Annotated in this window: 23 protein-coding genes; 13 read left to right on the top strand and 10 right to left on the bottom strand. The window is 45.1% G+C overall.

The window, feature by feature from the left end:
• The first annotated feature begins 169 nt into the window (after window positions 1–169).
• The 8 genes from ON006_RS07015 (at window position 170) to ON006_RS06980 (ending at window position 9,479) form a co-directional block, all read left to right on the top strand.
• The gene (locus ON006_RS07015) at window positions 170–1,177 is read left to right on the top strand and encodes a hypothetical protein (protein ID WP_244819192.1); all 1,008 of its coding nucleotides are present in this window, start codon (window positions 170–172) and stop codon (window positions 1,175–1,177) included.
• A complete protein-coding gene (locus ON006_RS07010; protein ID WP_244819193.1) occupies window positions 1,177–2,316 on the top strand; it encodes a glycosyltransferase family 4 protein in 1,140 nt (379 codons plus the stop codon). The genes ON006_RS07015 and ON006_RS07010 overlap by 1 nt, the downstream gene beginning before the upstream one ends.
• Before the next feature lie 41 nt (window positions 2,317–2,357).
• Window positions 2,358–3,506 carry a glycosyltransferase gene (locus tag ON006_RS07005; protein WP_244819194.1) on the top strand — a complete coding sequence of 383 codons (1,149 nt, stop codon included), beginning with the start codon at window positions 2,358–2,360 and terminating at the stop codon, window positions 3,504–3,506.
• Between the two features lie 58 nt (window positions 3,507–3,564).
• On the top strand, window positions 3,565–4,491 hold the full coding sequence (locus ON006_RS07000; RefSeq protein ID WP_244819195.1) for a glycosyltransferase family 2 protein: 927 nt from the start codon (window positions 3,565–3,567) through the stop codon (window positions 4,489–4,491).
• Window positions 4,448–5,014, top strand: coding sequence for a WcaF family extracellular polysaccharide biosynthesis acetyltransferase (locus ON006_RS06995; RefSeq protein ID WP_244819196.1), 567 nt, complete (start codon window positions 4,448–4,450; stop codon window positions 5,012–5,014). Before ON006_RS07000 ends, ON006_RS06995 begins: the two co-directional genes overlap by 44 nt.
• Window positions 5,011–5,754, top strand: a complete 744-nt coding sequence (locus tag ON006_RS06990) for a glycosyltransferase family 2 protein (protein ID WP_244819197.1) — start codon at window positions 5,011–5,013, stop codon at window positions 5,752–5,754. Before ON006_RS06995 ends, ON006_RS06990 begins: the two co-directional genes overlap by 4 nt.
• Before the next feature lie 149 nt (window positions 5,755–5,903).
• Window positions 5,904–7,112: an MraY family glycosyltransferase gene (locus tag ON006_RS06985; protein ID WP_244819198.1), complete on the top strand. Its 1,209-nt coding sequence runs from the start codon at window positions 5,904–5,906 to the stop codon at window positions 7,110–7,112.
• 96 nt (window positions 7,113–7,208) lie between these two features.
• Window positions 7,209–9,479 (top strand): NADP-dependent malic enzyme, encoded by a 2,271-nt coding sequence (locus tag ON006_RS06980; protein WP_244819199.1) that lies wholly within the window; start codon window positions 7,209–7,211, stop codon window positions 9,477–9,479.
• A gap of 152 nt (window positions 9,480–9,631) precedes the next feature.
• Here the strand turns inward: ON006_RS06980 and ON006_RS06975 are convergent, their stop codons facing one another.
• On the bottom strand, window positions 9,632–11,494 hold the full coding sequence (locus ON006_RS06975; RefSeq protein WP_244819200.1) for a glycoside hydrolase family 2 protein: 1,863 nt from the start codon (window positions 11,492–11,494) through the stop codon (window positions 9,632–9,634).
• Window positions 11,495–11,681: 187 nt separating this feature from the next.
• Here ON006_RS06975 and ON006_RS06970 point away from each other — a divergent pair, with 187 nt between their 5' ends.
• Together ON006_RS06970 and ON006_RS06965 are read left to right on the top strand one after the other, a co-directional pair.
• The gene (locus tag ON006_RS06970) at window positions 11,682–12,746 is read left to right on the top strand and encodes an isoaspartyl peptidase/L-asparaginase family protein (RefSeq protein WP_244819201.1); all 1,065 of its coding nucleotides are present in this window, start codon (window positions 11,682–11,684) and stop codon (window positions 12,744–12,746) included.
• Window positions 12,747–12,829: 83 nt separating this feature from the next.
• Window positions 12,830–13,933: a T9SS type A sorting domain-containing protein gene (locus ON006_RS06965; protein ID WP_244819202.1), complete on the top strand. Its 1,104-nt coding sequence runs from the start codon at window positions 12,830–12,832 to the stop codon at window positions 13,931–13,933.
• A gap of 11 nt (window positions 13,934–13,944) precedes the next feature.
• Here ON006_RS06965 and ON006_RS06960 read toward each other — a convergent pair whose 3' ends face one another.
• Complete coding sequence (locus ON006_RS06960; RefSeq protein WP_244819203.1) at window positions 13,945–14,724, bottom strand: alpha/beta fold hydrolase; 780 nt, start codon at window positions 14,722–14,724, stop codon at window positions 13,945–13,947.
• 311 nt (window positions 14,725–15,035) lie between these two features.
• On the opposite strand from ON006_RS06960, the gene epsC reads away from it, so the two are divergent.
• On the top strand, window positions 15,036–15,869 hold the full coding sequence (epsC, locus tag ON006_RS06955) for a serine O-acetyltransferase EpsC (RefSeq protein ID WP_244819204.1): 834 nt from the start codon (window positions 15,036–15,038) through the stop codon (window positions 15,867–15,869).
• Here the strand turns inward: epsC and ON006_RS06950 are convergent.
• Together ON006_RS06950 and ppk1 are read right to left on the bottom strand one after the other, a co-directional pair.
• Window positions 15,862–16,455, bottom strand: a complete 594-nt coding sequence (locus ON006_RS06950; RefSeq protein ID WP_244819205.1) for a TetR/AcrR family transcriptional regulator — start codon at window positions 16,453–16,455, stop codon at window positions 15,862–15,864. The genes epsC and ON006_RS06950 overlap by 8 nt on opposite strands.
• 208 nt (window positions 16,456–16,663) lie before the next feature.
• The gene (ppk1, locus tag ON006_RS06945; protein ID WP_244819206.1) at window positions 16,664–18,760 is read right to left on the bottom strand and encodes a polyphosphate kinase 1; all 2,097 of its coding nucleotides are present in this window, start codon (window positions 18,758–18,760) and stop codon (window positions 16,664–16,666) included.
• A gap of 142 nt (window positions 18,761–18,902) precedes the next feature.
• On the opposite strand from ppk1, the gene ON006_RS06940 reads away from it, so the two are divergent.
• Entirely contained in the window at window positions 18,903–19,925 is a 1,023-nt protein-coding gene (locus tag ON006_RS06940) for an aldo/keto reductase (RefSeq protein ID WP_244819207.1), read from the top strand.
• 63 nt (window positions 19,926–19,988) lie between these two features.
• Here the strand turns inward: ON006_RS06940 and pyrE are convergent, their stop codons facing one another.
• Window positions 19,989–20,630: an orotate phosphoribosyltransferase gene (gene pyrE / locus ON006_RS06935; RefSeq protein ID WP_244819208.1), complete on the bottom strand. Its 642-nt coding sequence runs from the start codon at window positions 20,628–20,630 to the stop codon at window positions 19,989–19,991.
• Window positions 20,631–20,632: 2 nt separating this feature from the next.
• A complete protein-coding gene (locus ON006_RS06930) occupies window positions 20,633–21,937 on the bottom strand; it encodes a hemolysin family protein (protein WP_255772815.1) in 1,305 nt (434 codons plus the stop codon).
• 101 nt (window positions 21,938–22,038) lie between these two features.
• Here ON006_RS06930 and ON006_RS06925 point away from each other — a divergent pair, with 101 nt between their 5' ends.
• On the top strand, window positions 22,039–22,728 hold the full coding sequence (locus ON006_RS06925; protein ID WP_244819210.1) for an NUDIX hydrolase: 690 nt from the start codon (window positions 22,039–22,041) through the stop codon (window positions 22,726–22,728).
• A 23-nt stretch (window positions 22,729–22,751) separates the two neighbouring features.
• On the opposite strand, the gene coaD is transcribed toward ON006_RS06925, so the two are convergent.
• The 4 genes from coaD to ON006_RS06905 all read right to left on the bottom strand — a co-directional run bounded on the left by coaD (window position 22,752) and on the right by ON006_RS06905 (window position 25,224).
• On the bottom strand, window positions 22,752–23,234 hold the full coding sequence (coaD, locus tag ON006_RS06920) for a pantetheine-phosphate adenylyltransferase (protein ID WP_244819211.1): 483 nt from the start codon (window positions 23,232–23,234) through the stop codon (window positions 22,752–22,754).
• A 19-nt stretch (window positions 23,235–23,253) separates the two neighbouring features.
• Entirely contained in the window at window positions 23,254–24,159 is a 906-nt protein-coding gene (locus tag ON006_RS06915; RefSeq protein WP_244819212.1) for a DUF3822 family protein, read from the bottom strand.
• A gap of 17 nt (window positions 24,160–24,176) precedes the next feature.
• Complete coding sequence (locus ON006_RS06910) at window positions 24,177–24,695, bottom strand: NUDIX domain-containing protein (RefSeq protein WP_267609966.1); 519 nt, start codon at window positions 24,693–24,695, stop codon at window positions 24,177–24,179.
• 106 nt (window positions 24,696–24,801) lie between these two features.
• Window positions 24,802–25,224, bottom strand: a complete 423-nt coding sequence (locus tag ON006_RS06905) for a CBS domain-containing protein (RefSeq protein ID WP_374760201.1) — start codon at window positions 25,222–25,224, stop codon at window positions 24,802–24,804.
• Window positions 25,225–25,232 lie beyond the last annotated feature (8 nt).

The following is a 25,232-nucleotide window of genomic DNA, read 5'->3' as shown; positions in this document are numbered from 1 at the left end:
CGGATATACGGTGCATTTATTTAAACAATGCGGCAACAAACCGTGCAAGATCATCAGCATGCAGCTTTGCTGTCAACATATTTATTTAACGCGAGCGCAAAAAGTCGTAAATGGGAAAAGTAATCCTAAATTTGCAAACGCGTTCGAAGCAGACACCGAACTTCACACGATGTTAAAATACATTTATAGGTTTTTAATTGCGATTATCATTCTTGCCGGGATTGCCGAAGTTGTGTTAAGGGTAAAATACGGTTTCTGTAACTCGCCACTCTACATTTCCGACCCCGATTTTGAATACGTTTATGCTCCTAATCAGGATGTAACACGCTTTGGGTACAGGCTCCGCACCAATAGTTATTCCATGCGAAACGAGGAGATTTTACCGACGGACAGTCTGGTAATCCTTCTGATCGGTGATTCGGTCGTGAATGGCGGCAGTCTCACCGATCAGGACAGCGTAGCTTCGACATTGCTTGAAAAGCGTTTTCTGAAAGATTTTGGCCAAAGAGTGCGTGTACTCAATATTTCTGCCGGCTCCTGGGGGCCAGACAACGTTGCAGCGTTCCTGAAAAAATACGGTTTGTTTAAAGCCAAACTCATATGTCTGGTGACGAGCAGTCACGATGCACACGATATCATGTCACACCAAAGCCCTGTCGGCATAGACCCGGGCTGGCCTGACAAGCAATATAAAGTAGCGCTTTACGAGCTGTGGGACCGTTATCGCTGGATGTTCTTTTATTTCTTCAATTCTTTCTTCATCAGCCCGGAAGTAGTTCAGGAACCGAAAATTGCTGAAACAAAAGCAGATTCGGCAAAGGTCGATTCTTCTAAAAAAGAAAAGCTTAACGATGCTGGGATCCGCAAGCCAGGCATGGTGTTCAACCCTGGGTATGAGCAGATTTACCAATTGGCAAAAGATAATAATGTACCTCTTTTCATTTATCTGCACCCGGAAATCTCCGAAATAGAACTGGGACATTTTAATGATCAGGGCAACGAAATTATCCGCTTCGCAAAAGAAAAAGACATCCGGCTGATCAATGAATTTCAGTTTGGGATAGCGCCCAAATATTATCGCAAGATGGATGTAGTGCATTTCAACGCCGGCGGGCAAGTTTTTCTGGCCAACAACCTGTATCCCTTGTTTCAGGAATATCTTAAACTCGAAAGGTAATGCGCGTACTCATTGTTCACAACCAGTTATGGGCGCATTACAAATCCAGGCTTTTCAGCGAGATCAACCGGTCCCTGAGAGAGAAGGAACCGGAAAGTGACTTTCTGGTCGTGCAGATTGCCCTATTTGAAGCCAGTCGCAGCGTGATGCAAAACGACGACACGGTGCGCTACGAATATCCATACCAGGTACTATTCGATCGCGCGTTGGACAGTGTCGCATTTGGAGAAAGGCGAAAAGCATTGTTTGCAGCTTTTCGCAGCTACAAGCCGACAGTGTTGAACATCACCGGTTATTTTGACTGGGCGCAGGTATTATTGATGTTTTACGCCAGAATGAAAGGCGTGAAAGTGGTCATATCCTCCGAATCGTCTTCGATGGACCACAACCGGTCTGCGATCAAAGAGGCTATCAAGAAATTCATTGTCAACCGGGCAAATGCATTTTTTTGCTTTGGTAAAAGCTCAGCTGTCTATCTGGAAAATCTGGGCGTGAAACCCGATGACATTGCCGTCCGCAATGCTGCGGTTATTGATGAAGAATTTATCAAAACCCAATACGATCAGGCAAAGGAAAAAGTCACTCCGGACACCAATATCAGAAGGTTCATTTATGTGGGACGGCTTGCCCCCGAAAAAAACCTTGAATTAATGCTGCATGCTTTCAGCAAGTTTCGGGACGAAAATTGGGAGTTGCTTTTAGTTGGGGACGGCCCTTCGAGGGCATTGCTTGAAAACCTGGCAAACGAATTGGACATTAATGCCAAAGTTCAGTTTGCGGGAGGTTTTCCATGGTATCAAGTCCCTGACTGGCTTGCAAAAAGTGACGTACTGATCCTGCCCAGCAAATCTGAGCCGTGGGGACTCGTTGTCAATGAGGCAATGGTTTGTGGCATGCCGGTAATCGTTTCCAGCACCTGCGGATGTGCGGAGGATCTGGTTAGAAACCGGGTGAATGGTTTTTCATTTGATCCAGAAAAACAGTCCGGGCTGGAAACGGCCATGGATTTTTTTGTGCGCTACCCCGACAACATTGCTTTAATGGGTAAGGAGTCTTTGAAATTGATCGCCCCGTTTTCATCAGGTAAGGTCGCTTTGCAAATGGTGAAGTGTTATCAAAAATTAGAGCAGTCGAAATAGCCGCATTGAGTAGCATTCGACCAAGAAATAGAATCCAAAACATGCGAATTTTAAATATATGCGCTTACACCTGGGCAATCGGAGGACCGGCCAGGATCATTTATGACCACACGACGGAGGTTGTCAGGCAAGGCCATCAGGTTGACATCCTGAGCCCAATGACGCCGGGTGAAAAGATGTATCCCGTCCCGGAAGGCGCCCGGCTGATAGCGTGTGCCCGCACAACGCCGCTGAGCAATATATATCGCGAGTTTTCGATTGAGATGTACCAGTATTTGAAAAAACACATTCATGAATATGATGTGATCCATATGCATGGAATCTGGCATTTTGGAAGCCTGGCCCCATTTCTGATACCCAACAAAGCCGTGAAAGTGATTACCATTCATGGTCTTTTGGACAAATGGGCGGTTGCACACAGCAAATGGAAGAAACAGATCGTGACAGTACTCTATCAAAAAAGGCTTTTGGGAAGAGCCGACCTGATCCAGATCAATAATACGGACGAAGAAGAGGATGTGATCCGCTACCTGGGTTACCGGCCTAAAAATATGGTCATCGTACCCAATGGCATGAAGCTCTCTGAATATGAGAACTTGCCCGCAAAGGGAGTTTTCCGTGCCAAACACGGTATTAGCAGTAGTCAGCAAATGGTGCTTTTTATGGGAAGGCTCAACATTAAAAAAGGACTTGACCTGCTGCTTCCCGCATTCCAGAAAGTACATGAGCGGTTACCCGACGCAATACTCGTACTGGCCGGTCCCGACGATGGCTATCAGGCCGAAACCGAGGATTTTATCAAAAAGAACAATCTTGGCAGCCGCATTAAACTCGTGGGTATGCTCACAGACACGCACAAGAAAGAGGCGCTCGCAGACGCAGACCTTTTTGTGCTCCCGTCCTATTCGGAAGGCTTTTCCATCGCTGTTCTGGAAGCAATGACTTCGAAAGTTACTGCCCTGGTTTCGGACCGTGTCGGTTTTGGAGACTACATAAAACGCTACGATGCCGCCTACCTCACGCCGCTCACCAGCGACGGGGTTGCGGCAGGACTTCTTAAAATATTACAAGATAAATCCTATGCGTTGGAACTATCAAATCGTGCCTACAAGATGGTAACCGAAAACTTTGACATCAGAGTGGTAGCCAATCAATTATTAGAAGAATACAAGAAAGTTAAAAAAATCTAATTATCTTTGAACATCAAGTAACCGCTAAACGAAAACGTTTTACCGTTTTCCCCTGGGTATGATTGATTTATCCGTCATCATTTTAACACACAACGAATCCAAGCACATTGCGCGTTGCATTAAGAGCTTGCTTCAGATAACGGATAAGATCTTTATTGTTGATTCATTTTCCACAGACGACACCGTAGCAATTGCAGAAAGCCTTGGCGCTGCTGTCATTCAGAATCCCTGGGTTTCTTACGCTTTTCAGTTCAATTTCGGCATTGAGAACAATCCGTTCAAAACGACCTGGCTCATGCGGATGGACGCAGACGAGTACATTACCCCAGAGCTTGGCGCGGAGCTTTCCGGCTCATTGCAACATATTTCCAATGATATTTCAGGATTGTATGTAAAAAGACGCGTCATATTTATGGATAAATGGATCAGGCGAGGAGGCTACTACCCGATCTGGCTACTGAGACTCTGGCGTCGAGGCCTTGGAACTTGCGAAGAGCTTTGGATGGACGAACATATCAAGCTAAGTAGCGGCACCACCGCTCAGTTACAGCATGATATCGTCGATCACAACCTCAACAACCTGACCTGGTGGACGCAAAAGCATAACAATTATGCAATACGGGAAGTAATCGATTTATTGAATATAAAATATAATTTTGATAGTAAAGAGACTGTCGAACCCAGTTTCTGGGGAAGTCAGGAGCAACGCACACGTTTTCTGAAAATCAAGTACGCGGGCATGCCATTATTCACCCGTCCGTTTATCTACTTTTTTTACCGATATTTTTTAAAAGGTGGTTTTCTGGACGGCAAAAAAGGCTTAATCTGGCATTTTCTTCAGGGATTCTGGTACAGGTTCCTGGTAGACGCTAAGATTTACGAAGTGTATTTCAAAGTTGGAAGAAGCAAGGAAAGTATCATCTCACATTTCAGGACAGAATATGGAAAAGACCTTAAAAGCCCAAACCAATCTGTCCGGATATGACAACAGCTGGTACCAGCCAGGCGGTTTTATCAAGCAGCTTCTCTGGTACATCACCTGTCGGATGTTTGTGAACACTTACCTGCCCTACCCGTCTTTTTTTAAAGTATGGCTTTTGAGAATTTTTGGGGCGAAGATTGGTGTGAATGTGGTGCTGAAACCCAAAGTGAATATCAAATACCCATGGTTTCTGGAAATCAGGGACCAGGTCTGGATAGGTGAAAATGTGTGGATCGACAACCTCACTTTGGTGAGAATTGAATCAAACGTTTGCCTATCGCAGGGTTGCATGCTGCTGACGGGCAATCACAATTATACCAAAAGCACTTTTGACCTGATCGTCAAGCCCATTACAATTGAAAAAGGCGCCTGGATCGGAGCGAAAGCCACGGTTTGCCCGGGCGTACAAGTGGCTTCCCACGCGGTGCTGACTGTGAGCTCGGTAGCGACAACTAACCTGGAAGCCTATGGGATTTACCAGGGAAATCCGGCCAAATACATTAAAACAAGAAATATAACCAGTTGAAAGTAAGTATCCTGACCGTAGTTTTCAATGGCGTTCAAACTATTCGCCAGTGTATTGAGTCTGTGAAAGATCAGGACTATCCACTGATTGAATACATCGTAATCGACGGTAATTCTAAGGATGGCACCCAGGCGGTGGTCCAGTCTTATGGCGATAAAATTAGCAGATTTATCAGCGAGCCCGATGCGGGAATTTACGATGCCATGAACAAAGGCATACAATTAGCAACGGGTGATATCATTGGAATACTGAATGCGGATGATTTTTATGCAAACCGCACGGTGATCAGCGAAATGGTCGCAGCAATGTCAGCCGGTCATTTTCAGGGCTGCTATGGTGACTTGGAATATGTGGATTCGGTTGATGAAACCGTCATCAAAAGAAAATGGATATCAGGCAGTTATAAAAAAGGTGCCTTTTTAAATGGATGGATGCCGCCGCATCCGACCTTTTTTGTAAAAAAAGAAGTTTATGAGCAGTTCGGCAAGTTCAGGCTTGACCTTGGAAGCGCGGCAGATTACGAATTGATGCTGCGGTTCATTCACAAGGCAGGTATCAAAATTGCTTATTTACCAAAGGTACTTGTCAAAATGCGGATAGGAGGAGTTAGCAACAGTACACTAGCCAACCGCATTGCCGCTAACCGAAATGATTTAAAAGCCTGGAAGACAAATAATTTGACCCCCAGATTTTACACTTTGTGGCTAAAACCTTTGAGAAAAATTTTTCAGTTTATTTAAATAAAAGAAGCAGGATAGCGTCCAAACCGGATAATAAATATTTTGATATTCAGGTATTTACATGTTCTTAATATTGATTTAAATTACGACTTTTGGTTAGGATAACTCCCTAGCAACGTTATAACACTTCACATACATTGGCAGACACTATGGAATTACAACTACCTCTACAGATCCTAAGTGAAGGAAACTTCAATAACATCATCCATCACGATGTTTACCAATGCCTCCTCTCCTTTCTGATCGCCTGTTTCCTCTCCATTATTTCCATCCCCATTATCATTAACCTGTCGAATCTTTTACACTTGACAGCTAAGCCGGGTTTCAGGAGTTCGCATGAAACGGAAACGCCCACATTAGGTGGAATTGCCATTTTTGCCGCTACATTGATTGCCTATTTCCTTTGGCCACATTCTGAAAACATACTGGATTCCAACCTGATCAGCCTCGCCATGACGGGTGTGATCATTCTGTTTTTCCTCGGTATTAAGGATGATATACTGGCGGTAGACCCTACCAAAAAACTGATTATCCAGATTTTCGCATCGCTGATACTTGTGGCGATGGGTAACTTTAAGGTTGATAATTTCTACGGTATTTTTGGAATTCACCAGGTTTCAGACTTTATCAGTATCCCGCTCACGGTCTTTATTTTTATTGCCATCATCAATGCTATTAACCTGATCGACGGTATCGACGGTCTTGCAGGTGGTATCAGTCTGATCGCCGGTCTGGGTTTTGGGATCTGGTTTATCCTTAATGATCACTTCTCATTTGGCTGTCTGGCGTTTGCCATGTCGGGATCGCTGATGGGTTTCCTTCGTTTTAACTTCTCCAAGACCAGTAAGATCTTCATGGGAGATACCGGTTCACTGATCGTCGGTTATCTGCTTTCGATATTCTCTGTCGAATTTTTGTCATTAAATGTAGGCTACCTGCATGACCCCAATGCATACTTCAATGCACCGATCATTGTGATGGTGCTGCTGATCGTTCCAATTTTCGATACGCTGCGCGTGTTTATCGTCAGGCTTTTCAAAGGGGGGTCACCATTTGTTGCGGATCGCAATCATATGCACCACATCCTGATTGATAATGGGCTAAACCACTTTTGGGCTTCGTTCTCATTGTGGATGGTTACGATCCTGAACACTGCATTGTTTTTTACCTTTCATGGCGACATTACCAACACGGCATCTCTATACATTTACATCGCCTTATTTGGCCTGTACATGATATTTGCGCACTTCCTCAAGAAAAGGATCGTAACTGTAAAGGACAAAAAGAAAATGGTTAAAAGCCCTTCTTTCAATGACGATGACCTGTCTTCTTCCAATAAAGTTCTCAGGGATTTTTAGAAAATATCAGGTGAATTTACTGTGATTACCACAGTAAATCTCATTGCCTTGTATCGATTGTTTGTACCTTAGCGCCAAATCCATTGTCTAAAAGGTATGAATAAAAAGATCAGAAAAGAAGACGCTCTATACTACCATTCCAAAGGTAGGCCTGGTAAAATTCAGGTGATTCCTACCAAAGAAACCAGCACGCAACGTGACTTATCACTCGCTTATTCGCCCGGAGTAGCAGAGCCCTGTCTGGAAATCGCTGAAAATGTCGAAAATGCTTACCTCTATACAGCCAAGGGAAACCTGGTTGCTGTAATTAGTAACGGAACAGCCGTTTTGGGATTGGGTGATATCGGACCGGAAGCTTCCAAACCCGTAATGGAAGGTAAAGGACTCCTCTTTAAAATATATGCTGACATTGATGTCTTTGATATTGAGCTCAATACCAAAAATGTCGACGAATTTGTCAGGACCGTTAAAATTCTTGAACCAACCTTTGGCGGTGTTAACCTGGAAGATATCAAAGCTCCTGAGTGTTTCGAAATCGAAGCACGACTAAAAAAGGAGCTGAATATCCCCGTTATGCACGACGACCAGCATGGTACTGCGATCATTAGCGCAGCGGCAATGCTCAATGCATTGAAATTGGTCAACAAAGATATCAACGACATTCGCGTCGTCGTATCGGGAGCAGGCGCTTCTGCCGTTTCCTGTACCAAACTGTACCTCTCTCTTGGAGCCAATCCTAAGAACATTGCCATGTTTGATACCAAAGGCCACATTCACAATGGCCGGACGGATCTTACTGAAATGAAGAAACAGTTTGCAACCGAGGTTGCCTACGATTCACTTGAACATGCCATGAAAGGAGCAGACCTGTTTCTGGGACTTTCCACGGCCGATATTGTTTCCAAGGATATGGTCAAATCAATGGCTAAGGACCCGATCGTACTGGCCATGGCGAACCCCAATCCCGAAATTCCCTACCCGGATGCTGTGGAAGCCCGCGAGGATGTCATTATGGCAACCGGACGCTCGGATTATCCCAACCAGGTGAACAATGTACTCGGCTTTCCTTACATTTTCAGGGGCGCCCTCGATGTACGCGCGACTGAAATCAATGAAGAAATGAAGCTTGCAGCGGTTCATGCCCTGGCCGATCTGGCAACCAAGCCTGTTCCCGACATTGTCAATCTGGCGTACAATGAGACCAATATTGTTTTTGGTAAAAATTACATCATTCCAAAGCCGGTAGATCCCCGACTGCTGACTACTGTCGCTCCCGCAGTTGCGAAAGCAGCTATTGCGACAGGTGTTGCCCGAAAAACCATTACCGACTGGGATGCTTACGAACAGGAATTATCCAGCCGTTTGGGAAGGAACGAGCAGATTTCCCGTGTGATCCTCAACAAAGCCAAGCTCGCTCCAAAAAGAGTGGTTTTCGCCGACGCTGAGAACATTCAGGTACTCAGAGCTGCACAACAGGTTCGTGATGAAGGCATTGCCATTCCAATCCTGCTGGGAAGCAAGGATACCATTCAAAAAATGATCTCTGAAAGCAAGCTGGATTTAACCGACGTTTCAATTGTCGATCCGCGCGCCGACGAGAATGCCCATACGATCGATCAATATGCGAACGCGTTATACGAGAAACGCAAAAGAAAAGGGTTAACCCCTGTCGAAGCGCACAGATCGATCTATTTCAGAAGTTATTTCGGATCAATGATGGTGGAAAACGGCGAAGCCGACGCGCTCATTTCCGGACTGACGAGAACCTACCCCGACACCATTCGTCCGGCGTTGCAAGTGATCGGTAAAGATCCTGGCGTGAATAAAGTGGCCGGTATGTACATTTTACTTACCCCCAAAGGCCCGCTTTTCTTCTCGGATACCACCGTAAACCTGGATCCTACCGTAGATGAAATCGTTGAAATCACGGAACTGACTGCAAAAGCCGTTGAACGGTTTAACATTCATCCGCGGATTGCACTGCTCACATATGCCAACTACGGCAGCGCAGATGGTACGGACGCAGTGAAGATGCGGGAAGCGACTGCGATTCTTAAAAAACGTAATCCGTCCATGGTGGTAGAAGGAGAAATGCAGGCGCATTTGGCTTTCAACACGGCACTTTTGAAAGAAAACCACCCGTTTAGCGATCTCGTAGACGGTGGCGCCAATACCCTTATTTTCCCCAACCTCTCGGCAAGTAACATCGCCTATAACCTCCTGAAAGAGGCAGCGGAACTGGAAACGATCGGGCCGATTTTGCTAGGTATGAAAAAACCTGTTCACGTATTGCAGCTGGGAAGCTCTGTTCGTGAAATCGTTAATATGGTGGCGATCGCTGTCGTTGAAGCGCAAATGAAGATGTGATTTCTTGATCAGACGTTGTCATTTTTCGTCATTCGTTGTCAGATGTTGTCAGGTGCTATTTATGACAACATCTGACAACGAATGACAATATTAAACACCACCAAACAACACCTGACTAGAAATGACAATATCTGACAATTAGCGTAACACTATTACTTTATCTTCACCCACTCAGAATTATAAAGCGGCGAGTGAATATCTTTGAGCTTGGCCTCCGGTAACTTCACCACTTTTCTATCATAGGTCATCAAACCATTGATTTCAACCTCCACATCCGTAGTTTGTGTATAAACCGCGGCAGATAACCCCTTCCTGATCAGCGCTTCAAACCTACCGATAAACGACTCATAGCGTTTGTAGAGCTCGTCCTGGTTCTTAAAACTCTGGTATCCCCAGTTATCTTTTTGCTGCCAGGTATGCTGGTCAACTGGCAAGCCCAGTCCTCCAAATTCACCCAGAACGATAATTTGCTTGGGTCCAAAGATTTCAGGTTTGGGCATAACCGGAGCAGGATAATTATGCATATCGATAATATGCCCAACCGGATGGAAATTACCCCCGCTCGCGCTGTTTACCAGTCTGCTCGGGTCATATTGCATAGTCCAGTTCGTGATTTCTTCGGTCTTAAACTGCCCCCAAGCCTCATTGAACGGCACCCATACCACAATCGATGGAAAGTGGTAATTGGCATCCATGATCGCCTTCCATTCTGTTTTATAAATATTTTCCGACTCAGGCGTACGGTTTTTATCCGTTTCCGCGCCGGTAATGCCGGGTCGCTGTTCCCAGTTGTTGCCCAGATCACCACTTGGCATATCCTGCCACACCAGCATACCCAGTTCATCGCAGTACCGGTACCATCTTGCAGGCTCCACTTTCACATGCTTTCTGATCATATTGAAACCCATTTCTTTGGTTTTAACAATGTCAAATTTCAAAGCTTCGTCGGTCGGTGCGGTATAAAGCCCATCCGGCCACCATCCCTGGTCCAGTGGCCCGTATTGAAATAAAAACTTGTTATTGAGCATCATCCGCTGCACCCCATTTGCGTCAGGCTCCATGGATATTTTGCGCATGGCAAAGTAGCTTTTAACCTCGTCCACTGCTTTTCCATTCCGGATAATGGCGACGGTCAGGTCATATAAAAAAGGGGAATCCGGCGACCAAAGTTTCGGGTTACTAATGTTTAAAACTGCATCTGTACCAGCTGGCACTTCCTGCTCAGTCACTTTGCTGGTACCGTCCCAGGCTGTAATTTTTACTTTATCAGCTGGTTCGGCGCCTTTCACATCGGTATGCACGGTCACGGTTTGCTTATCAATGTCAGGTGTCTGTTTGATACCCTCCACATAGCTAGCCGATACAGTTTCCAACCAGACAGTTTGCCAGATACCCGTTACCGGCGTATACCAGATTCCATGTGGGTTCTTGATCTGCTTTCCTCTTGGCTGCGGCCCGTCGCTGCTGGGGTCCCACACTTTAACACTGATCTCCAACGGTTTTTTCTTGATAATCAAATCCGTAATATCAAATGTAAACGGGTCGTAACCACCCTGGTGTGAACCAGCGGCCTTTCCATTGACGAACACATCACATTTCCAATCCACAGCACCAAAGTGTATGAGCACCCTTTGATCCTTCGATTTCGGCGCAACAAAATCAATACTGCGGTTGTACCACAGAACGCTATCCTTTCCCACTGTTTTGCCAACTCCGGACAATGCAGATTCTACCGCAAAAGGGACCAGAATTTGACCGTCAAATGTGGTAGGTTTGGTATCAGCCATATTTTTCGCGACAATGGCGTAGCTCCACAAGCCATTGATGTTCTGCCAGTTTTGCCTGACAAGCTGTGGCCTGGGATATTCAGGAAGCGGGTTTTGAGCCGTCACTTTTTCGGCCCAGGGTGTCACAATCTTCCCTTGCACATATTTGTATTCCGCAGTTTTTTGCGCAAAAGATTGGTCGCAGAAGCTGCCCAACACGGCGCCTAAACAAAGCAGTATTTTTTTCATCCGGATTTTTGGTTACAATCGTATTAGTAAATATTTCAATGTAAAAAGAAATGCATCAGACGCCTCTACTGTCATAAATGGCATACATAACCCAGCGAAAACACGTTTTCTGCTGTATTTAATTGCTATAAAGGAATTATAAAGTTTAGTGATTAGATTTGGAACGGTTCACTCAAATTACAAAATCATGAAAAAGCTCTGCCTCGTTATTCTATCCCTATTTACCTTTCTGACCGTGTCCGCTCAGGATTATGCCAACAAGATCACACTGGTTTTGCACGGAGGTGCAGGCACCATTACGCGGGCGAACATGTCCCCGGAGCGCGAAAAGGCATATAGGGAAATACTCAACATGGCTTTGCAGAAAGGCTATGAGATTTTGAAAAAAGGCGGCACCAGTGTTCAGGCAGTAGAAGCGACCATTCACGTCATGGAAGACTCTCCGCTGTTCAATGCCGGCAAAGGGGCTGTATTTACCAATGAAGGAAGGAATGAGCTGGACGCTTCTATCATGGAAGGCAAGACATTGAAAGCGGGCGCAATCGCCGGTGTTACGACTATCAAAAATCCGATCAGTACCGCCATTGCTGTCATGGAAAAGTCACCGCATGTGATGATGGCAGGCAAAGGCGCTGAGAAATTCGCAAAAGAACAGGGTCTTGAAATAGTGGACCCCTCCTATTTTTACACTGAGGCCAGGTATAAGGCATTGCTCCGCGCCAAAGAGGAAGAAAAGACAGAGCTGGATCACGACGCAAAGGAAGAAAAGGAGATCAAGAAAAACCCAAAAACAGGTTTCCTGGATAACAGTGAGCTCATTTTTACAGAAGGCAAAAAATTTGGTACTGTGGGATGTGTGGCGCTGGATCAGTTTGGTAACCTTGCCGCAGGTACTTCTACCGGCGGAATGACCAATAAAAAATATGGCCGCATCGGCGATGCGCCCATTATCGGAGCAGGAACTTATGCGAATAATGCAACCTGCGCAGTCTCAGCCACGGGCCATGGCGAGTATTTTATCAGATCCGTTGTGGCTTACGACATATCTGCATTAATGGAATACAAAGGATTGTCACTGCAAGATGCTGCTAATGAAGTAGTCATGAAAAAGCTGGTGGAAAGAGGCGGTGAAGGAGGTGTGATCGCGCTGGACCGCAACGGAAATGTGGCCATGCCATTCAACAGCGAGGGAATGTATAGGGGATATATCAAAAGCGATGGAAAAAGTGAAATTTTGATTTATAAAGACTGATTTCTTCCTGAAAAGTCATACAAAAAAGGGTTGCCCGGACGTTCTGATTTTAGTAAAGAACCTACCGCTTCCTTTTCTTCGATATGAAATCAGTTTACAGAATTATCCTCCTGCTTTTGCTGATCACGCCTGTATGTTACGCGACCCATATCAAGGGTGGCGAGATTTCGGCTTCTTACGTTTCTGGACAAACATATAATATTAAAGTTCGCCTATACCTTGACGCGGGAAATGAAGCGAGTAGCGGTCAGTCGACCGTGAATGTTTGCTTCGGCGATGGTAGCATCAAAGAATTTACCAGGGTGCAGACAGGAACTATCTCCGGAAGTTCAAAGGTGAGCTATTCAGACTACATTGGAACACATACCTATGGGTCTATTGGTACTTACCAAATCTCGGTTTCGCTTCAAAATCGTAGTTCGGGTCTCATTAATCTGCCCAACTCCGAGCAGACTCCGTTCTTTTTATGGACTGTCATTAATACTCAACTTGCCAATAACACGCCGGTAATGCCCTATCCGGTATTTGAAGCAGGTGTCAGGCAGCTATTTTCGATTGACCTCAAACCATCCGTGCAGGATCAAGACAGCGTTACGGTGAAGGTATCGCGTCTTAGCAAAGCCTCACCTGGTACCTGCGGAGTGAGAATGGCGGATCATAGTTATTTGTTTCCTAATGAAATAAGCAGCTCAGGGGTTTTTAAAGTTGATGCTGCAAATAAGAGACTGGTTTGGCAGGCACCGGAAGTAGTTGGCAATTATGCTTATGCAATGGTGGTTAGCGAGTGGCGAGACGGCATCGTAATCTCGGAAATGTATCGAGAGGGCCTGATCTCGGTTGTTGACCGCCCGGGTGAAACAGTGGAAGTACTGCCTTATGAATCTTCGGAATTTGGTGGATTAATCACGTCGGCGCCCCAGGTAGATTCCCCGGAAGTTTCCATGGCCATTGAAGCCTATCCAGTACCCGCAGAAGATTTTGTAACGGTGAAAGCTTACAGCAAGACCAGGGCCGTGATCCGGTTGCAACTCATTGATATAAAAGGAAGAGTCATTCGGGAAATCACCAGCAAATCACCGGTCATTTTAGTCCAGGAAGAATTTGATGTAAGAAACCTGAGCAGAGGCCTTTACATTATCCGCGCCGACAATTCGGCCCATTCGGTGACTCAGAAAATAATACATTGAGCACAGAAGCGCTATTGGCCCACTACATCCACAGACGTGATTTTATCCCTGAAAAGCTGGCTTTTCAGAAGCATTTCTTTGATCATAGCCAGGTGCGTGTAGGTGATCATATGGCCGGCATTGTAGAGGAAAATATACTGCGCACGCTTACTGCGAATATGTTTTTTTGCAAAATCAATGTTGGAAGGATCGGCAATCCAGTCGTTACCGCCCTGAATAACCGTTGTGGGGACATGCAGGTTCTGCCAAACGGGCAGCAGCTTTTTCAACTCTTCGGAATGACTGTACTTCTCAGCAGTAGCGGTATTGAAAGCACCCGGTAGGAATAATTGGATAAAAGAGTTGCGACCCCATTTCGAAAACCAATAAAACTTCTCTTTTTCAGGATCAATGACCGGCGATACCATGATCAGTTCCTTCACTTTTTCCGGAACCATTGAAACCAGTTTTGCAGCGATCGGCGCGCCATATGACCTGCCGAGGACAGTTACCTTCTCATCGCTTTTGTTGAGATTGAAAACAGGCAATAAGGCATTGGCCTGGGTAGCAATAGAAGTTACAAACCTGCGTTTTTTCAACCTGGATTTACCATAGCCCACTCTGTCAACGGATACTATGTGAAAGTGCTTTTGCAAATCCTCATCGTCCATCAGGTTCATATAACCCCAAAGCGAGCCAGGTGCACCATGGATGAGCAGCAACATAGGAAGCGTATCAGAACCTATGCTGGCAATGCAAAGTGAGAGTGTATCGTTTTTAATGATTTGTTCGGTAGGTTTTACCTTCTTCAAAGCGTAATGTTTTCTGACCTGTTTTGCCGAAATAATATACCTTGAAAAGCACGAACTTAGCGAAGCCGAAAGGAAAAGGAATAACAGGGCAGACCGAAGGAATTTAAAACTTAACATATAATTCAAAGAATGTTACTCTATTTCATAAATTCACAGGATATTTCAATATACGATAAAATCACCCTTAAAGTGAAAAGGCTCAGCGATTTTTTAAAGAATCCACCCGGATTAAATTTTTCCGGTCGTTTCTGTGTTCACTAAAAAACGGATGCCAGCTATCAATTGACATGATTGTCTAACTTTTATTTTTAATGACAGCCAACCACCAAGAACTGTTCTTTCAGCGTCTGAGCAAACAGAATGAAAGATACAACTACAAATTGCCTTCCAGACAGGACGCTGGTAAATTCATCAAGGACCTGATCAATTTTTTATTTCCGATCAGCCAGGATTGCCCAAGTTGCCCATCCAAGGACTTGGCCATGAAATATGCTGACTTACGCCACAGTCTGGACTGCATGCTGCAACCGTTGCTGCCACAATTAAAAAAAGACAAAGAGGAGATCCTGGATCAGGTTTTTTCGCAGATTCCAGGTATCTACGAAGATCTTTTGATGGACGCCAAATCCATCACCGACAATGATCCCGCCTCGGTCAGTATCGAGGAGGTAATTTCTGTTTACCCGGGTTTTATGGCCATTGCAACCTACCGTTTCGCGCATTCTTTTGCCAAAGCCGGTATCCCGCTTCTGCCTCGTATGCTTACCGAATACGCCCACAGCCAAACCGGTATCGACATTCACCCTAATGCCGTGATAGGACATTCATTCTTTATCGATCATGGAACTGGCGTAGTTATCGGTGAGACTACCCATATTGGAAATAACGTAAAACTGTATCAGGGAGTAACGTTAGGTGCGACCCACGTTTCCAAGTCCCTTGCTTCCCGCAAGCGCCACCCTACAATTGAAGATAATGTGGTCGTTTATGCCAATGCGACCATTTTAGGGGGAGAGACCGTGATCGGTCATGATTCTGTGATCGGCGGAAATGCCTGGTTAGTAAGAAGCGTACCTCCATTTTCGCAGGTTTATCACCAGAGCAAAATAGAGATACGCCCGCAATCGGTGCCTTCTGTCACATAATGCTCCGGATAAATCTCCGGACGCCTTCCATGTAAACCGGTTCTGCCTGTGAAAAGGCATAACGAGGCTGTGTAGTCATTGTAATACTGATAAAACCATAGGTAAGGCACCACCACTCGTAGTAAGTTTTGGTTACGGCCTCGCCCGACTTTGGACGCAGGCCAGCGATCATTTCCCATACCGGGTTTCCTTTGATACTCATTGCCTGCGAGTAAACTCTCTTGGAATCACAGTATGCGCCTTCCAGGTTAAACATTACCTGGAAAACCTCTGGATTCTCAACGGCAAAATTCCATATACTTTGAGCAACTTCCACCAGTTGTTTCTGGGGATTGCTGAAATGTCCTTTTATCTTGATAAATTCTGATTGCAGGTAATCGAAACCTTCGATGCGGATTGCCTCAAGGAGTTTGTCTTTGCTTTCAAAATATTCGTATAGGATTGGCGGGCTGTATTCAATCACCTCAGCAATTTTGCGAATTGAAACAGCAGTCCACCCGTCTTCACGAGCAATCTCCTTCGCTGTTTTAACGATATCTGAACGAACCTGAATTCTAAGTCGCTCTCTTCGCTCTACTATTCCCATGCTACAATGTGTCTTTTATGATTGAGTCAGAATGATATGCTTTCAAATATAATCATATCCACCATACGGCTCAAGGGCATTTGGTGCCTTGGCAGCAAAAAAATTGCTCAGCTTTTTTATTTTTTTTCACAAACTGCGTTCATGAAATCTGACGGCTGATTATAAAATTTTACGGTTAGAAAATTTTTTTTAACCGTAAAAATTGTTATCACTCTACCTTCCTGGTTGCTCCGTTTTTCTCTATTTTTTCCACCAGCTTGTAATTCGCCTCCTGTGCCCTTAGTTTGCCCCGCGAATCATCGGCAATGCGTAAATTGTTCTGGTACAGATCCAGCCGCACCGACTTTTGGTTGTCATTTGCGTAGTTTCTGAGCACTATCCGCATTTGATTTTTCAATGTCTCATCCAATACTGGAAAACAGATATCCATCCTTCTGTGCAGGTTCCGGTGGGTCCAGTCACACGAGGAGAGGAAAATTTCATCATTGCCGCGATTCGCGAAATGAAAAATCCGTGTGTTTTCAACGTACCGGTCGACGTGGCGGCTGACGGTAATATTATCACTGATCGATGGCAAACCTGAGATCAGCCCGCAACTTTCGCTGACGATCACATGCACAGGAACGCCCATTTGCCCCGCCTGATAAAGCTTGTCAATCAGAATATGGTCCTGCAACTGATTGATCTTGATAGTAATAAAAGATTTGAGACCTGCATTACAATTGGCGATCTCCCGGTCGATCAGATCCAGCAATCTTTTCTGAAGGGTAAACTGAGTTACCTGCAAGAAATTGAAAGGCAAGTACTTATATTTTTTAGGTTCGTCCTGGGTCGATAGATATCCAAACAAAAGTTCAAGCTCATTAGTCAATTCCCTGTGGCTGGTCAGCAAAGCGTGATCGACTATCTCCCTACTGGTGAGCCTGTAAAAACCTCCCGTTCCTAAAAATGCATAACGCTCCCATCCTTTCTGTACCTTCCTTTTGACCAAAGCCATTTTGGCATGGACTTTCAGCCCCGGAACACTCAGAATGATCTTAACACCTGCATCCCGCATCTTTTTAGACCATTGTAAATTCTCTTGAATGTCGAGCTTGGTATTCAGTTCCACATAAGTCGTAACCCGCTTTCCATTTCTCGACGCACTGATCAATGAGTTAAGAATAAATGAATTAGGGCTGATCTTATAGAGTGAAACATGAATCTCTCTAACGTGGGGATCGATGGCGGCTTCATTAAAAAACCTGACGATCGGCTCATAGGATTGGTATGGAAGGTGAAGTAGCTGGTCTGCTTTCTGAATGGCATCAAAGACTGAGCTCTTCTCGTCAAAGTCAGGATTCTGAACAGGCCTCTGGTAAGGATAGTCCAGCCGCCGGGACAAAACGGGAAACTTGATCAAATCCTGCATACAGATATAATGTCCGCGCTCATGAAACTCGTTCATCGGTATAGCGGCCTTGCCTGCAAGGTATTCTCGCATAAAAAGCGGCATGCCCGACTCGTAAAAATATTGGAAGGGCTGAATAAAATTTCTTTTTTCAAGCTGTTTCAAAATGCGTTGGGTGATCTGCATCGGGTACTCGTCTTCCACTGACAGTTCGGTTTCCCGCTCAACGCGAATGGCGTAGCTTTCCAGAATCGTATAGCCCGGAAACAACAACGGGAGATTTTCCCGGATCACATCTTCGAGAAACGCAACATGCCTTTTCCCGTCCGATTCGGGCAGCTCAATGAAACGTCCAAATGGCTCAGAAGGCACATTCACAGTCGCATACCAATCCTCTTCCGGGTCTTCTTTAAGTTGCAACCTAACGACCAGATAAAGCTGCCTTGATTCAAAAAAAGGCATTTTGGAAGTGCGCCGACTGTCCATAAAAACAGGCTGCAAATATCTGAACAGCCTGTCGACAAAAAATTTACGCAGAAACGGCGAATGCTCCGCGGCAAAAACTTGCCGATAATAAAGATGGACGCCCTGATCGGCCAACGCAGGTAAAATGCCTGAAACTAAAATGTCATTGAATTCCCGCAACTGGTTTTCGACCGTCTCGTAAATATGTTCCAGCAGCGACTCAGGAAAGAGGTTCAGTTTGACGCGAATATCGTTGCTAACTTCTCCCATGGCAAGCAAACTCGGGATACGGACCCGGAAGAATTCCTTGGTCTGAGAAGCATAAATCCCCAAAAAACGCAGGCGTTCCCGCACTGGCACGGTTTCGTCGTTTGCTTCGAGCAGCAGCCGGTAATTATTAGAAAGCCAGCTTAGATTTGGATCGAAGTAGGGATAGGAAACATCAATCATTGAGTGTGGTGAAAAAGATTCTAATTTTGTTACAATATAAATACATTTGGCGGGTAAGGATATAACTTTGCGGCACAAAAATTAACCATGTACGGGAAGCGTCCGATGTTATATCTTCATTCAAATTCTTAATATTATTACTATGCGCTATCAATTATTGGGCCGGTCTGGTTTACGGGTATCAGAAGTTTGTCTGGGTACCATGACCTTCGGAACAGAATGGGGCTGGGGAGCTGACAAACACGAGAGTTTCAAAATATTCGAAGCATTTGCCAACGCCGGTGGCAATTTTATTGACACCGCCAACCGCTATACCGAAGGTTCTTCCGAAAAGTATGTAGGGGAATTTATTGAAAGTGACCGTGATCACTGGGTACTGGCTACCAAGTTCACGCTCAAAGACCGCAATAACGATCTGAACTTTGCCGGCAATCACCGCAAGAACATGTTCCGATCAGTTACGGCCAGCCTGAAAAGACTTAATACTGAGTACATTGACTTACTTTGGGTACATATGTGGGACAATACTACCCCTGTGGAAGAGGTAATGCGCGGCCTGGACGATCTTGTCAGCCGGGGGCTTGTGCACTACATTGGTATCTCCGATACACCTGCCTGGATAGTTTCTCAGGCCAATACCATTGCCGATTTTCGTGGCTGGAATGCCTTCGCCGCCATTCAATTTGAGTACTCATTGTTACAAAGGACACCAGAAAGGGACCTGTTGCCTATGGCCAAAGCGCTGGATCTGGCAGTTACCCCATGGGGAGCTATCGGTGGAGGGGCATTGACCGGAAAATATTTGAGAGGAGAAACCGGCCGCGTACCTGATGACAGTACCCGTCGCAATGAACACAGTAGCATTATTGCACAAACTGTGGTGGATGTTGCAGCAGAACTGGGGATTACGCCTGCCCAGGTGGCCATTAACTGGACACGTCATCGCGATCAGGTAATGATACCGATCATCGGCGCGTCCAAAGAAAAGCAACTGGTCGACTCGCTCGGATGTCTTACTTTTCAACTACCTGATGAGATCATTCAAAGACTTAACGAGGTCAGCAAGATCGAGCTGGGCTTCCCTCACGAATTTCTGAAATCCGACGGGGTTAAAGAGGAAGCGTTTGGGGGATTATTTGAGAAGCTGGATAACCATAGGGGCTGAAAATACTTCGGCTGTCGGCTTTCGGCCATCAAAAATAGATTGCCGAAAGCCGATCGCCGAAGTCTATTTACCCCACTGATCCGGGGCCACTCGCCATGCTCCAAGGCTTTCCACCTGAGAACTATTGACATAATCATGTTCCAATGCAGTTTCAATCAATGCATTATAGTTACTCAATGTGCTTAATTTCACATCTTTGGCTTTAAAATTATTTTCTGCAACTGCAAATCCGTAGGTAAAGATCGCCACCATTCCCGCCACTTCAATACCCGCTTCACGCAGTACGTCGACTACTTTAAGAGAGCTGCCTCCTGTCGAAATCAAGTCTTCAATAATGATAACGGATTGTCCTTTTTCGATTCTGCCCTCGATCTGGTTGCCCATTCCGTGCTTTTTAGGCTCTGGGCGGACGTAGGCAAAAGGAAGTTCGAGCAAATCAGCTACCAACGCACCCTGGGCAATTCCGCCAGTGGCCACACCTACCACTACCTGAGCATCCGGATATTCCTTTTTAATGAGCTCAGCAAGCATTTTCTTGATATATGTCCTGGTTTCGGGATAGGACAAAGCGACGCGGTTATCGCAATATATCGGTGAAAGCCAGCCAGAGCTCCATTGAAATGGCTTTTCGGGGCTTAGCTTAATGGCCTGGGCTTCAAGCAGCAGTTCTGCAATTCTTTTGGTACTATCCTGATTGTTCGACATTGTTACGCTTCGGATTCTTCTTTTCTATTATGATTTATAACTAATAACTTATCAATTCTGCTTCGGTCCATATCGATCACTTCAAATTCAAAGTGCTTCCATTTGAACTGCTCCCCCGTTTTAGGAATATTTTCCAGCACATGTAGCACAAAACCTCCCAGTGTGTTGAAACCTACCAGTTCCCGTCGTTCCGAATCCTGGATGTTCAAATTGAAATAATGCAAGAAATCGTCGAATGGGAGCTGCGCGTCAATCAAATAACTCCCGTCTTCGCGTTTGACAATCTCGGAAGCTTCTTCGATGTCCTCGGAAATATCGCCTACGAGCGCGTCCATAATGTCATGCATGGTCAGCACGCCCAGCAGTCCGCCGTATTCGTCGACGATAATGCCAAAATAAACGCGCTGCTCTTTGAATTTCTCTAAGGCCTGGTAAGCACGGTTGCTTTCGGGAAGGTATACCGGGTCACGAACTATGGCATTCAGATCCGTCATTTGGGCTTCAATGTCGGTAGCGATCAGATCTTTCACATAGACCAGCCCTACCACATCGTCCACAGTACCACGACAAACCGGATAAATGGAATGTCTTGAATCAAAGATCTTGGCTTTGTTTTCTTCAACGGTATCTTCCAGGTCCAGCCAAACGATCTCCTGCCGGTTGGTCATCAGCGAGGTTACTTTTCTGTCACCCAGCTGAAATACATTATGAACGATCTCCTGTTCAATCTCTTCGAAAACACCACCGGATGTACCTTCCTGAATGAGGCTTTTGATCTCCTCTTCGGTTACGGAATTCTCGCTTTGCTTAATATTCAGGATCTTAATGATCAGATCACTGGAAAAACCCAGCAGGGCGATGAATGGGGCGGTTATTTTCGAAAGCAGGTCCATGGGGGTAGCCATGAACTTGGATATGGCCTCGGGATTGGCCATACCAATTCTTTTCGGGACCAATTCTCCCAGAACAAGTGACAGATAAGTGATAAAAACCAGCACCGTACCGACGGCCAAAGAATGGCTGTATGGCGCCAAAATCGGTATAGTAGCAATAAAATGCTCGAAATCGGATGTAATGTTGTCCCCGCTATACATACCCGTTAAGAGACCTATCAGTGTAATACCGATCTGAACTGTTGATAGAAAACGGGTTGGTGAATTGGCTAGGTTTAATGCGGCTTTGGCGCTGGAATCACCATTTTTTGCAGCAGCTTCAAGACGGGATTTGCGAGATGAAACAAGTGCGATCTCAGACATGGAGAATATACCGTTGAGAAGCACAAGAAGTAGAATTATCAGGAGTTCCAAGAACTTTTAATTTGATACTATTACAAATTTATCAATAATAATCTCTGTCTAAACTAAACTCTTTACTTAATTTTGGCATCGATTCACGTACCATTTGAAAAATGATCATTTTTTTTGACGACCGTCCATTCAGAATTGTACGGACTAATCAGCTTTCTGCCACCGAAACTTCGGCTTTTGACCACATTGTGGACCTAAGATTGGAGAAGCTGCAAAAAAGCATGCTGACCGGGCATGTGTTATTCCTCAATTCCACTGCGACGAGCGCCATCCAGTTAATTCAAATTCTGGAAAAAGGCTTACCCAAAGAAATGTTGTCTATCACGATAGCAACGAGGGAGAAAACAGAGGTGGAGGACAGGATTAAAGGCCAGTATAAGGTCATTAAGGCCGCGGGAGGTGTTGTGGTAAAGAATGGCAAATGGCTTTTCATGTACCGTCGCAAGAAGTGGGACCTTCCAAAAGGAAAGCTTGATAAAGGCGAAAATTCCAAAACAGCCGCTATCAGGGAAATAGAAGAAGAAACTGGTGTGAAAGCACTGGTGAGAGACAAAATCTGCACAACATGGCATACCTATACGCTCAATAACAGTCGCATTCTGAAACGTACGAAATGGTATCTTTTCGATTGCCTGGACGATTCCAAAATGAGCCCGCAAGCGGAAGAGCAAATTGAAAAGCTGGACTGGTATACACAATCGGAAGCCAAGTCACTACTGATCAATTCATACAGCTCGATCAGATACGTGGTCGATAGCCTGGCGAAAACTCATAACATCAAGGAATCCTAACATTAGAAAGGAACTGAATAGACTCAGCCTTCCTGGTTGAGTTTATTCAGTTCCGAGAGTGAATAAGGCAGAAAATCGTCCACCTCCTGTCCATATCTGTGCAGGTCACGAATGATGCTCGAACTGATGGGTGCAAGTGGCGGTGAGGTGATCAGGAAAACAGTTTCAATCTCTTCGTACAAGTACCTGTTTACTTGTGAGATACCGTTTTCATATTCGAAATCGGTCGTGTTACGCAGGCCGCGGAGTAGAAATCTGGCCCCTAATTCCCTCGCTGTGTGAGCCGTAAGGTCATCATAAGTCACTACTTTCACATTCCGCTCTGAATCAAAAGTTTTTTCGATCATTTCCTTCATTACGTCCAGCGGAAAGTATCTTTTCTTGGTTGCATTATTACCGATACCGATCACAACCTCGTCAAAAAGCCTTAACCCGCGCAAAACAATGTCCTGATGTCCTTTGGTGAAAGGATCGAAGGACCCGGGAAAAAGTGCGATACGCTTCATAAGCTCAGCTGCGGTTGTATTAGGATGATACCAGGTACGTATTGAAAAGGCCGAAGTACCTGTGACCGGGAACATCGGCGCATTGGGGAGTATATTTTAATGTAGTAGGGCCGCTTCCGATCTGCAAATTGGGGAAAAATCGTGAAAGCTCCGTATATGCATCAGAAGAAGATGATATTTCACCGTAACACAAAACTTTCATTTCTTCCGGCAGCAAATTCAGCTGACTGAGTGTAAAAAGCATAATGTAGGCCAGCTCCTGTGTTTGTGAATATCTGAACCTATTGCAAAGGATCAATTGCTGGCTCTCGCTGACGATCAGGGTGAAATATTCCTTTTCAAAATAAACAGAAACGATCCGAAGCTCCTGCTGCTCGGCATGGCTTACCAGCGCACCGATAATCAAAGGACTCGTAATATGGTAAAATGCGATGCTGGATGAACCGAAATGATTGATCATCCAATCGTACCAGATCTGCGGGATACTGAAAACATTATTGGCATGCACCAATGGCAGTTCATGGTAAAGTACCCTTTCATCCTTTGGAACGGGATTTCCTAATGCGAAGGAAAGATAGTCCTGCGCAGAATCCTTTTCAAAGATCAAATTAGGTATCAGGCTGAAAGCGTGAGAATTAATAGCAATTCTAACATTTTTCCAGTCATTGGAAGACCATAGCAAATGCCCGGTAAAGATCTTTTTTAGTTTTTCAAAAATCTCGTCCGGATTCAAGGCGGTATCAAAAGCATAATCTTCCAGCCAGATACATTCCATGCTTTCATCCCGGACAATGCAAAACCGGATCCGCCTTTCGTCCACTTCAATGCATAATGTGCATCGCGGAATACTGGCCGCGTCAAATGAGCTATCGCCTACAAGCAGCGTAGGTATAATTTCAATGACCTGGTTTTCAGAATTTGCCACAGTAACAGGATAATTTTTTAATTAATATAGTTGTCAAGCCTCAGAATTCCCTCTACCGAATCGGTTTTGGAAAAGAGAATATGCAGTTGATCCGCACGGTATTGGCTGATCTCTTGCCAGCTCATAAAACAAACACTCCGTATAATCTGGTCGTCACTGGAAAACTCCGGATCGATGCCTTTCGTCAGTGTGCCTTCAAAGGATTTAATCTCAAAAAACAGCTCAATCGCGTGCAGTGGATCAGCGATATGCTCATTAAAAAAAAGCAATGGGCCCACCTTCACATCCAAACCCGTTTCTTCCTTAAACTCCCTTACGACAGCCTGTTGGGCACTTTCCCCAAAAAGTATTCCCCCACCCGGCGGACTCCAGAAAAACCCATTTTGTCCATACAGCGAATGATTTATAAGCAGGATTTTTCCTTCGGCCACACAAATACCGCAAGCGCGCACCCGGATCTGGCCTCCGTACAGACCCTTCACATGATCATTGACCGTATGCAAAATATGGTTTTTTAGAGCGGCAAAGATAACCATCCTGCCAGAATTGGCAAGACATAATTCTCCTTGCGGCAGTCTGCGTCACTTTGAAAAGAGCTAACAGATCCGTATCGCTTTCTGCGTGAAGTACTTAATTTGATTTTCAGGAATAAGGACTGCCCGAGATATAACTCTCAAGGGTATTGATATGCTCCTTTTGCTCCGTGATAATGGCCGAAACAATGTCATTGATAGAAATAATCCCAATCAATATCCCGTCGCGGTTCACAGGTAGATGCCGGATATGTTTATCGGACATAATCTGCATACATTCTTCAATCTTTTGGTCAGTTTCGACAGTAATCACCTTGGCCGTCATTACATCCCTGATGAGCGTATCACGTGAAGCTCTTCCCTGAAGAATAACCTTTCTTGCGTAATCCCTTTCCGAGAATATACCGATCAATTCATTATCTTCAAGAACCAAAACTGCACCAATGTTTTTCTCAGCCATGAGTTCCAGGGCCTCAAACACCGTGTTGTCCTGCGTTACCGACCAAAGCGCATTGACAGGCTTGTTGCCCATTACATATT

The sequence above is a fragment of the Dyadobacter pollutisoli genome (genome assembly GCF_026625565.1).
Taxonomy (GTDB): domain Bacteria; phylum Bacteroidota; class Bacteroidia; order Cytophagales; family Spirosomataceae; genus Dyadobacter; species Dyadobacter pollutisoli.
The sequence above is the reverse complement of the archived record's forward strand: the minus strand, read 5'-3'. Positions and strand labels throughout refer to the sequence as shown.

Excerpts from the sequence above, each read along its gene's own strand:
- ON006_RS06950 (WP_244819205.1), bottom strand. The coding sequence starts at position 16,455 with ATGGGAATAGTAGAGCGAAGAGAGCGACTTAGAATTCAGGTTCGTTCA.
- ON006_RS06905 (WP_374760201.1), bottom strand. The coding sequence starts at position 25,224 with ATGGGCAACAAGCCTGTCAATGCGCTTTGGTCGGTAACGCAGGACAAC.
- ON006_RS07005 (WP_244819194.1), top strand. The coding sequence starts at position 2,358 with ATGCGAATTTTAAATATATGCGCTTACACCTGGGCAATCGGAGGACCG.
- ON006_RS06910 (WP_267609966.1), bottom strand. The coding sequence starts at position 24,695 with ATGGTTATCTTTGCCGCTCTAAAAAACCATATTTTGCATACGGTCAAT.
- ppk1 (WP_244819206.1), bottom strand. The coding sequence starts at position 18,760 with ATGATTGATGTTTCCTATCCCTACTTCGATCCAAATCTAAGCTGGCTT.
- coaD (WP_244819211.1), bottom strand. The coding sequence starts at position 23,234 with ATGAAGCGTATCGCACTTTTTCCCGGGTCCTTCGATCCTTTCACCAAA.
- ON006_RS06940 (WP_244819207.1), top strand. The coding sequence starts at position 18,903 with ATGCGCTATCAATTATTGGGCCGGTCTGGTTTACGGGTATCAGAAGTT.
- ON006_RS07000 (WP_244819195.1), top strand. The coding sequence starts at position 3,565 with ATGATTGATTTATCCGTCATCATTTTAACACACAACGAATCCAAGCAC.
- ON006_RS06985 (WP_244819198.1), top strand. The coding sequence starts at position 5,904 with ATGGAATTACAACTACCTCTACAGATCCTAAGTGAAGGAAACTTCAAT.
- epsC (WP_244819204.1), top strand. The coding sequence starts at position 15,036 with ATGACAGCCAACCACCAAGAACTGTTCTTTCAGCGTCTGAGCAAACAG.
- ON006_RS06965 (WP_244819202.1), top strand. The coding sequence starts at position 12,830 with ATGAAATCAGTTTACAGAATTATCCTCCTGCTTTTGCTGATCACGCCT.
- ON006_RS06925 (WP_244819210.1), top strand. The coding sequence starts at position 22,039 with ATGATCATTTTTTTTGACGACCGTCCATTCAGAATTGTACGGACTAAT.
- ON006_RS06995 (WP_244819196.1), top strand. The coding sequence starts at position 4,448 with ATGGAAAAGACCTTAAAAGCCCAAACCAATCTGTCCGGATATGACAAC.
- ON006_RS07010 (WP_244819193.1), top strand. The coding sequence starts at position 1,177 with ATGCGCGTACTCATTGTTCACAACCAGTTATGGGCGCATTACAAATCC.
- ON006_RS06980 (WP_244819199.1), top strand. The coding sequence starts at position 7,209 with ATGAATAAAAAGATCAGAAAAGAAGACGCTCTATACTACCATTCCAAA.
- ON006_RS06970 (WP_244819201.1), top strand. The coding sequence starts at position 11,682 with ATGAAAAAGCTCTGCCTCGTTATTCTATCCCTATTTACCTTTCTGACC.
- ON006_RS07015 (WP_244819192.1), top strand. The coding sequence starts at position 170 with ATGTTAAAATACATTTATAGGTTTTTAATTGCGATTATCATTCTTGCC.
- ON006_RS06975 (WP_244819200.1), bottom strand. The coding sequence starts at position 11,494 with ATGAAAAAAATACTGCTTTGTTTAGGCGCCGTGTTGGGCAGCTTCTGC.
- pyrE (WP_244819208.1), bottom strand. The coding sequence starts at position 20,630 with ATGTCGAACAATCAGGATAGTACCAAAAGAATTGCAGAACTGCTGCTT.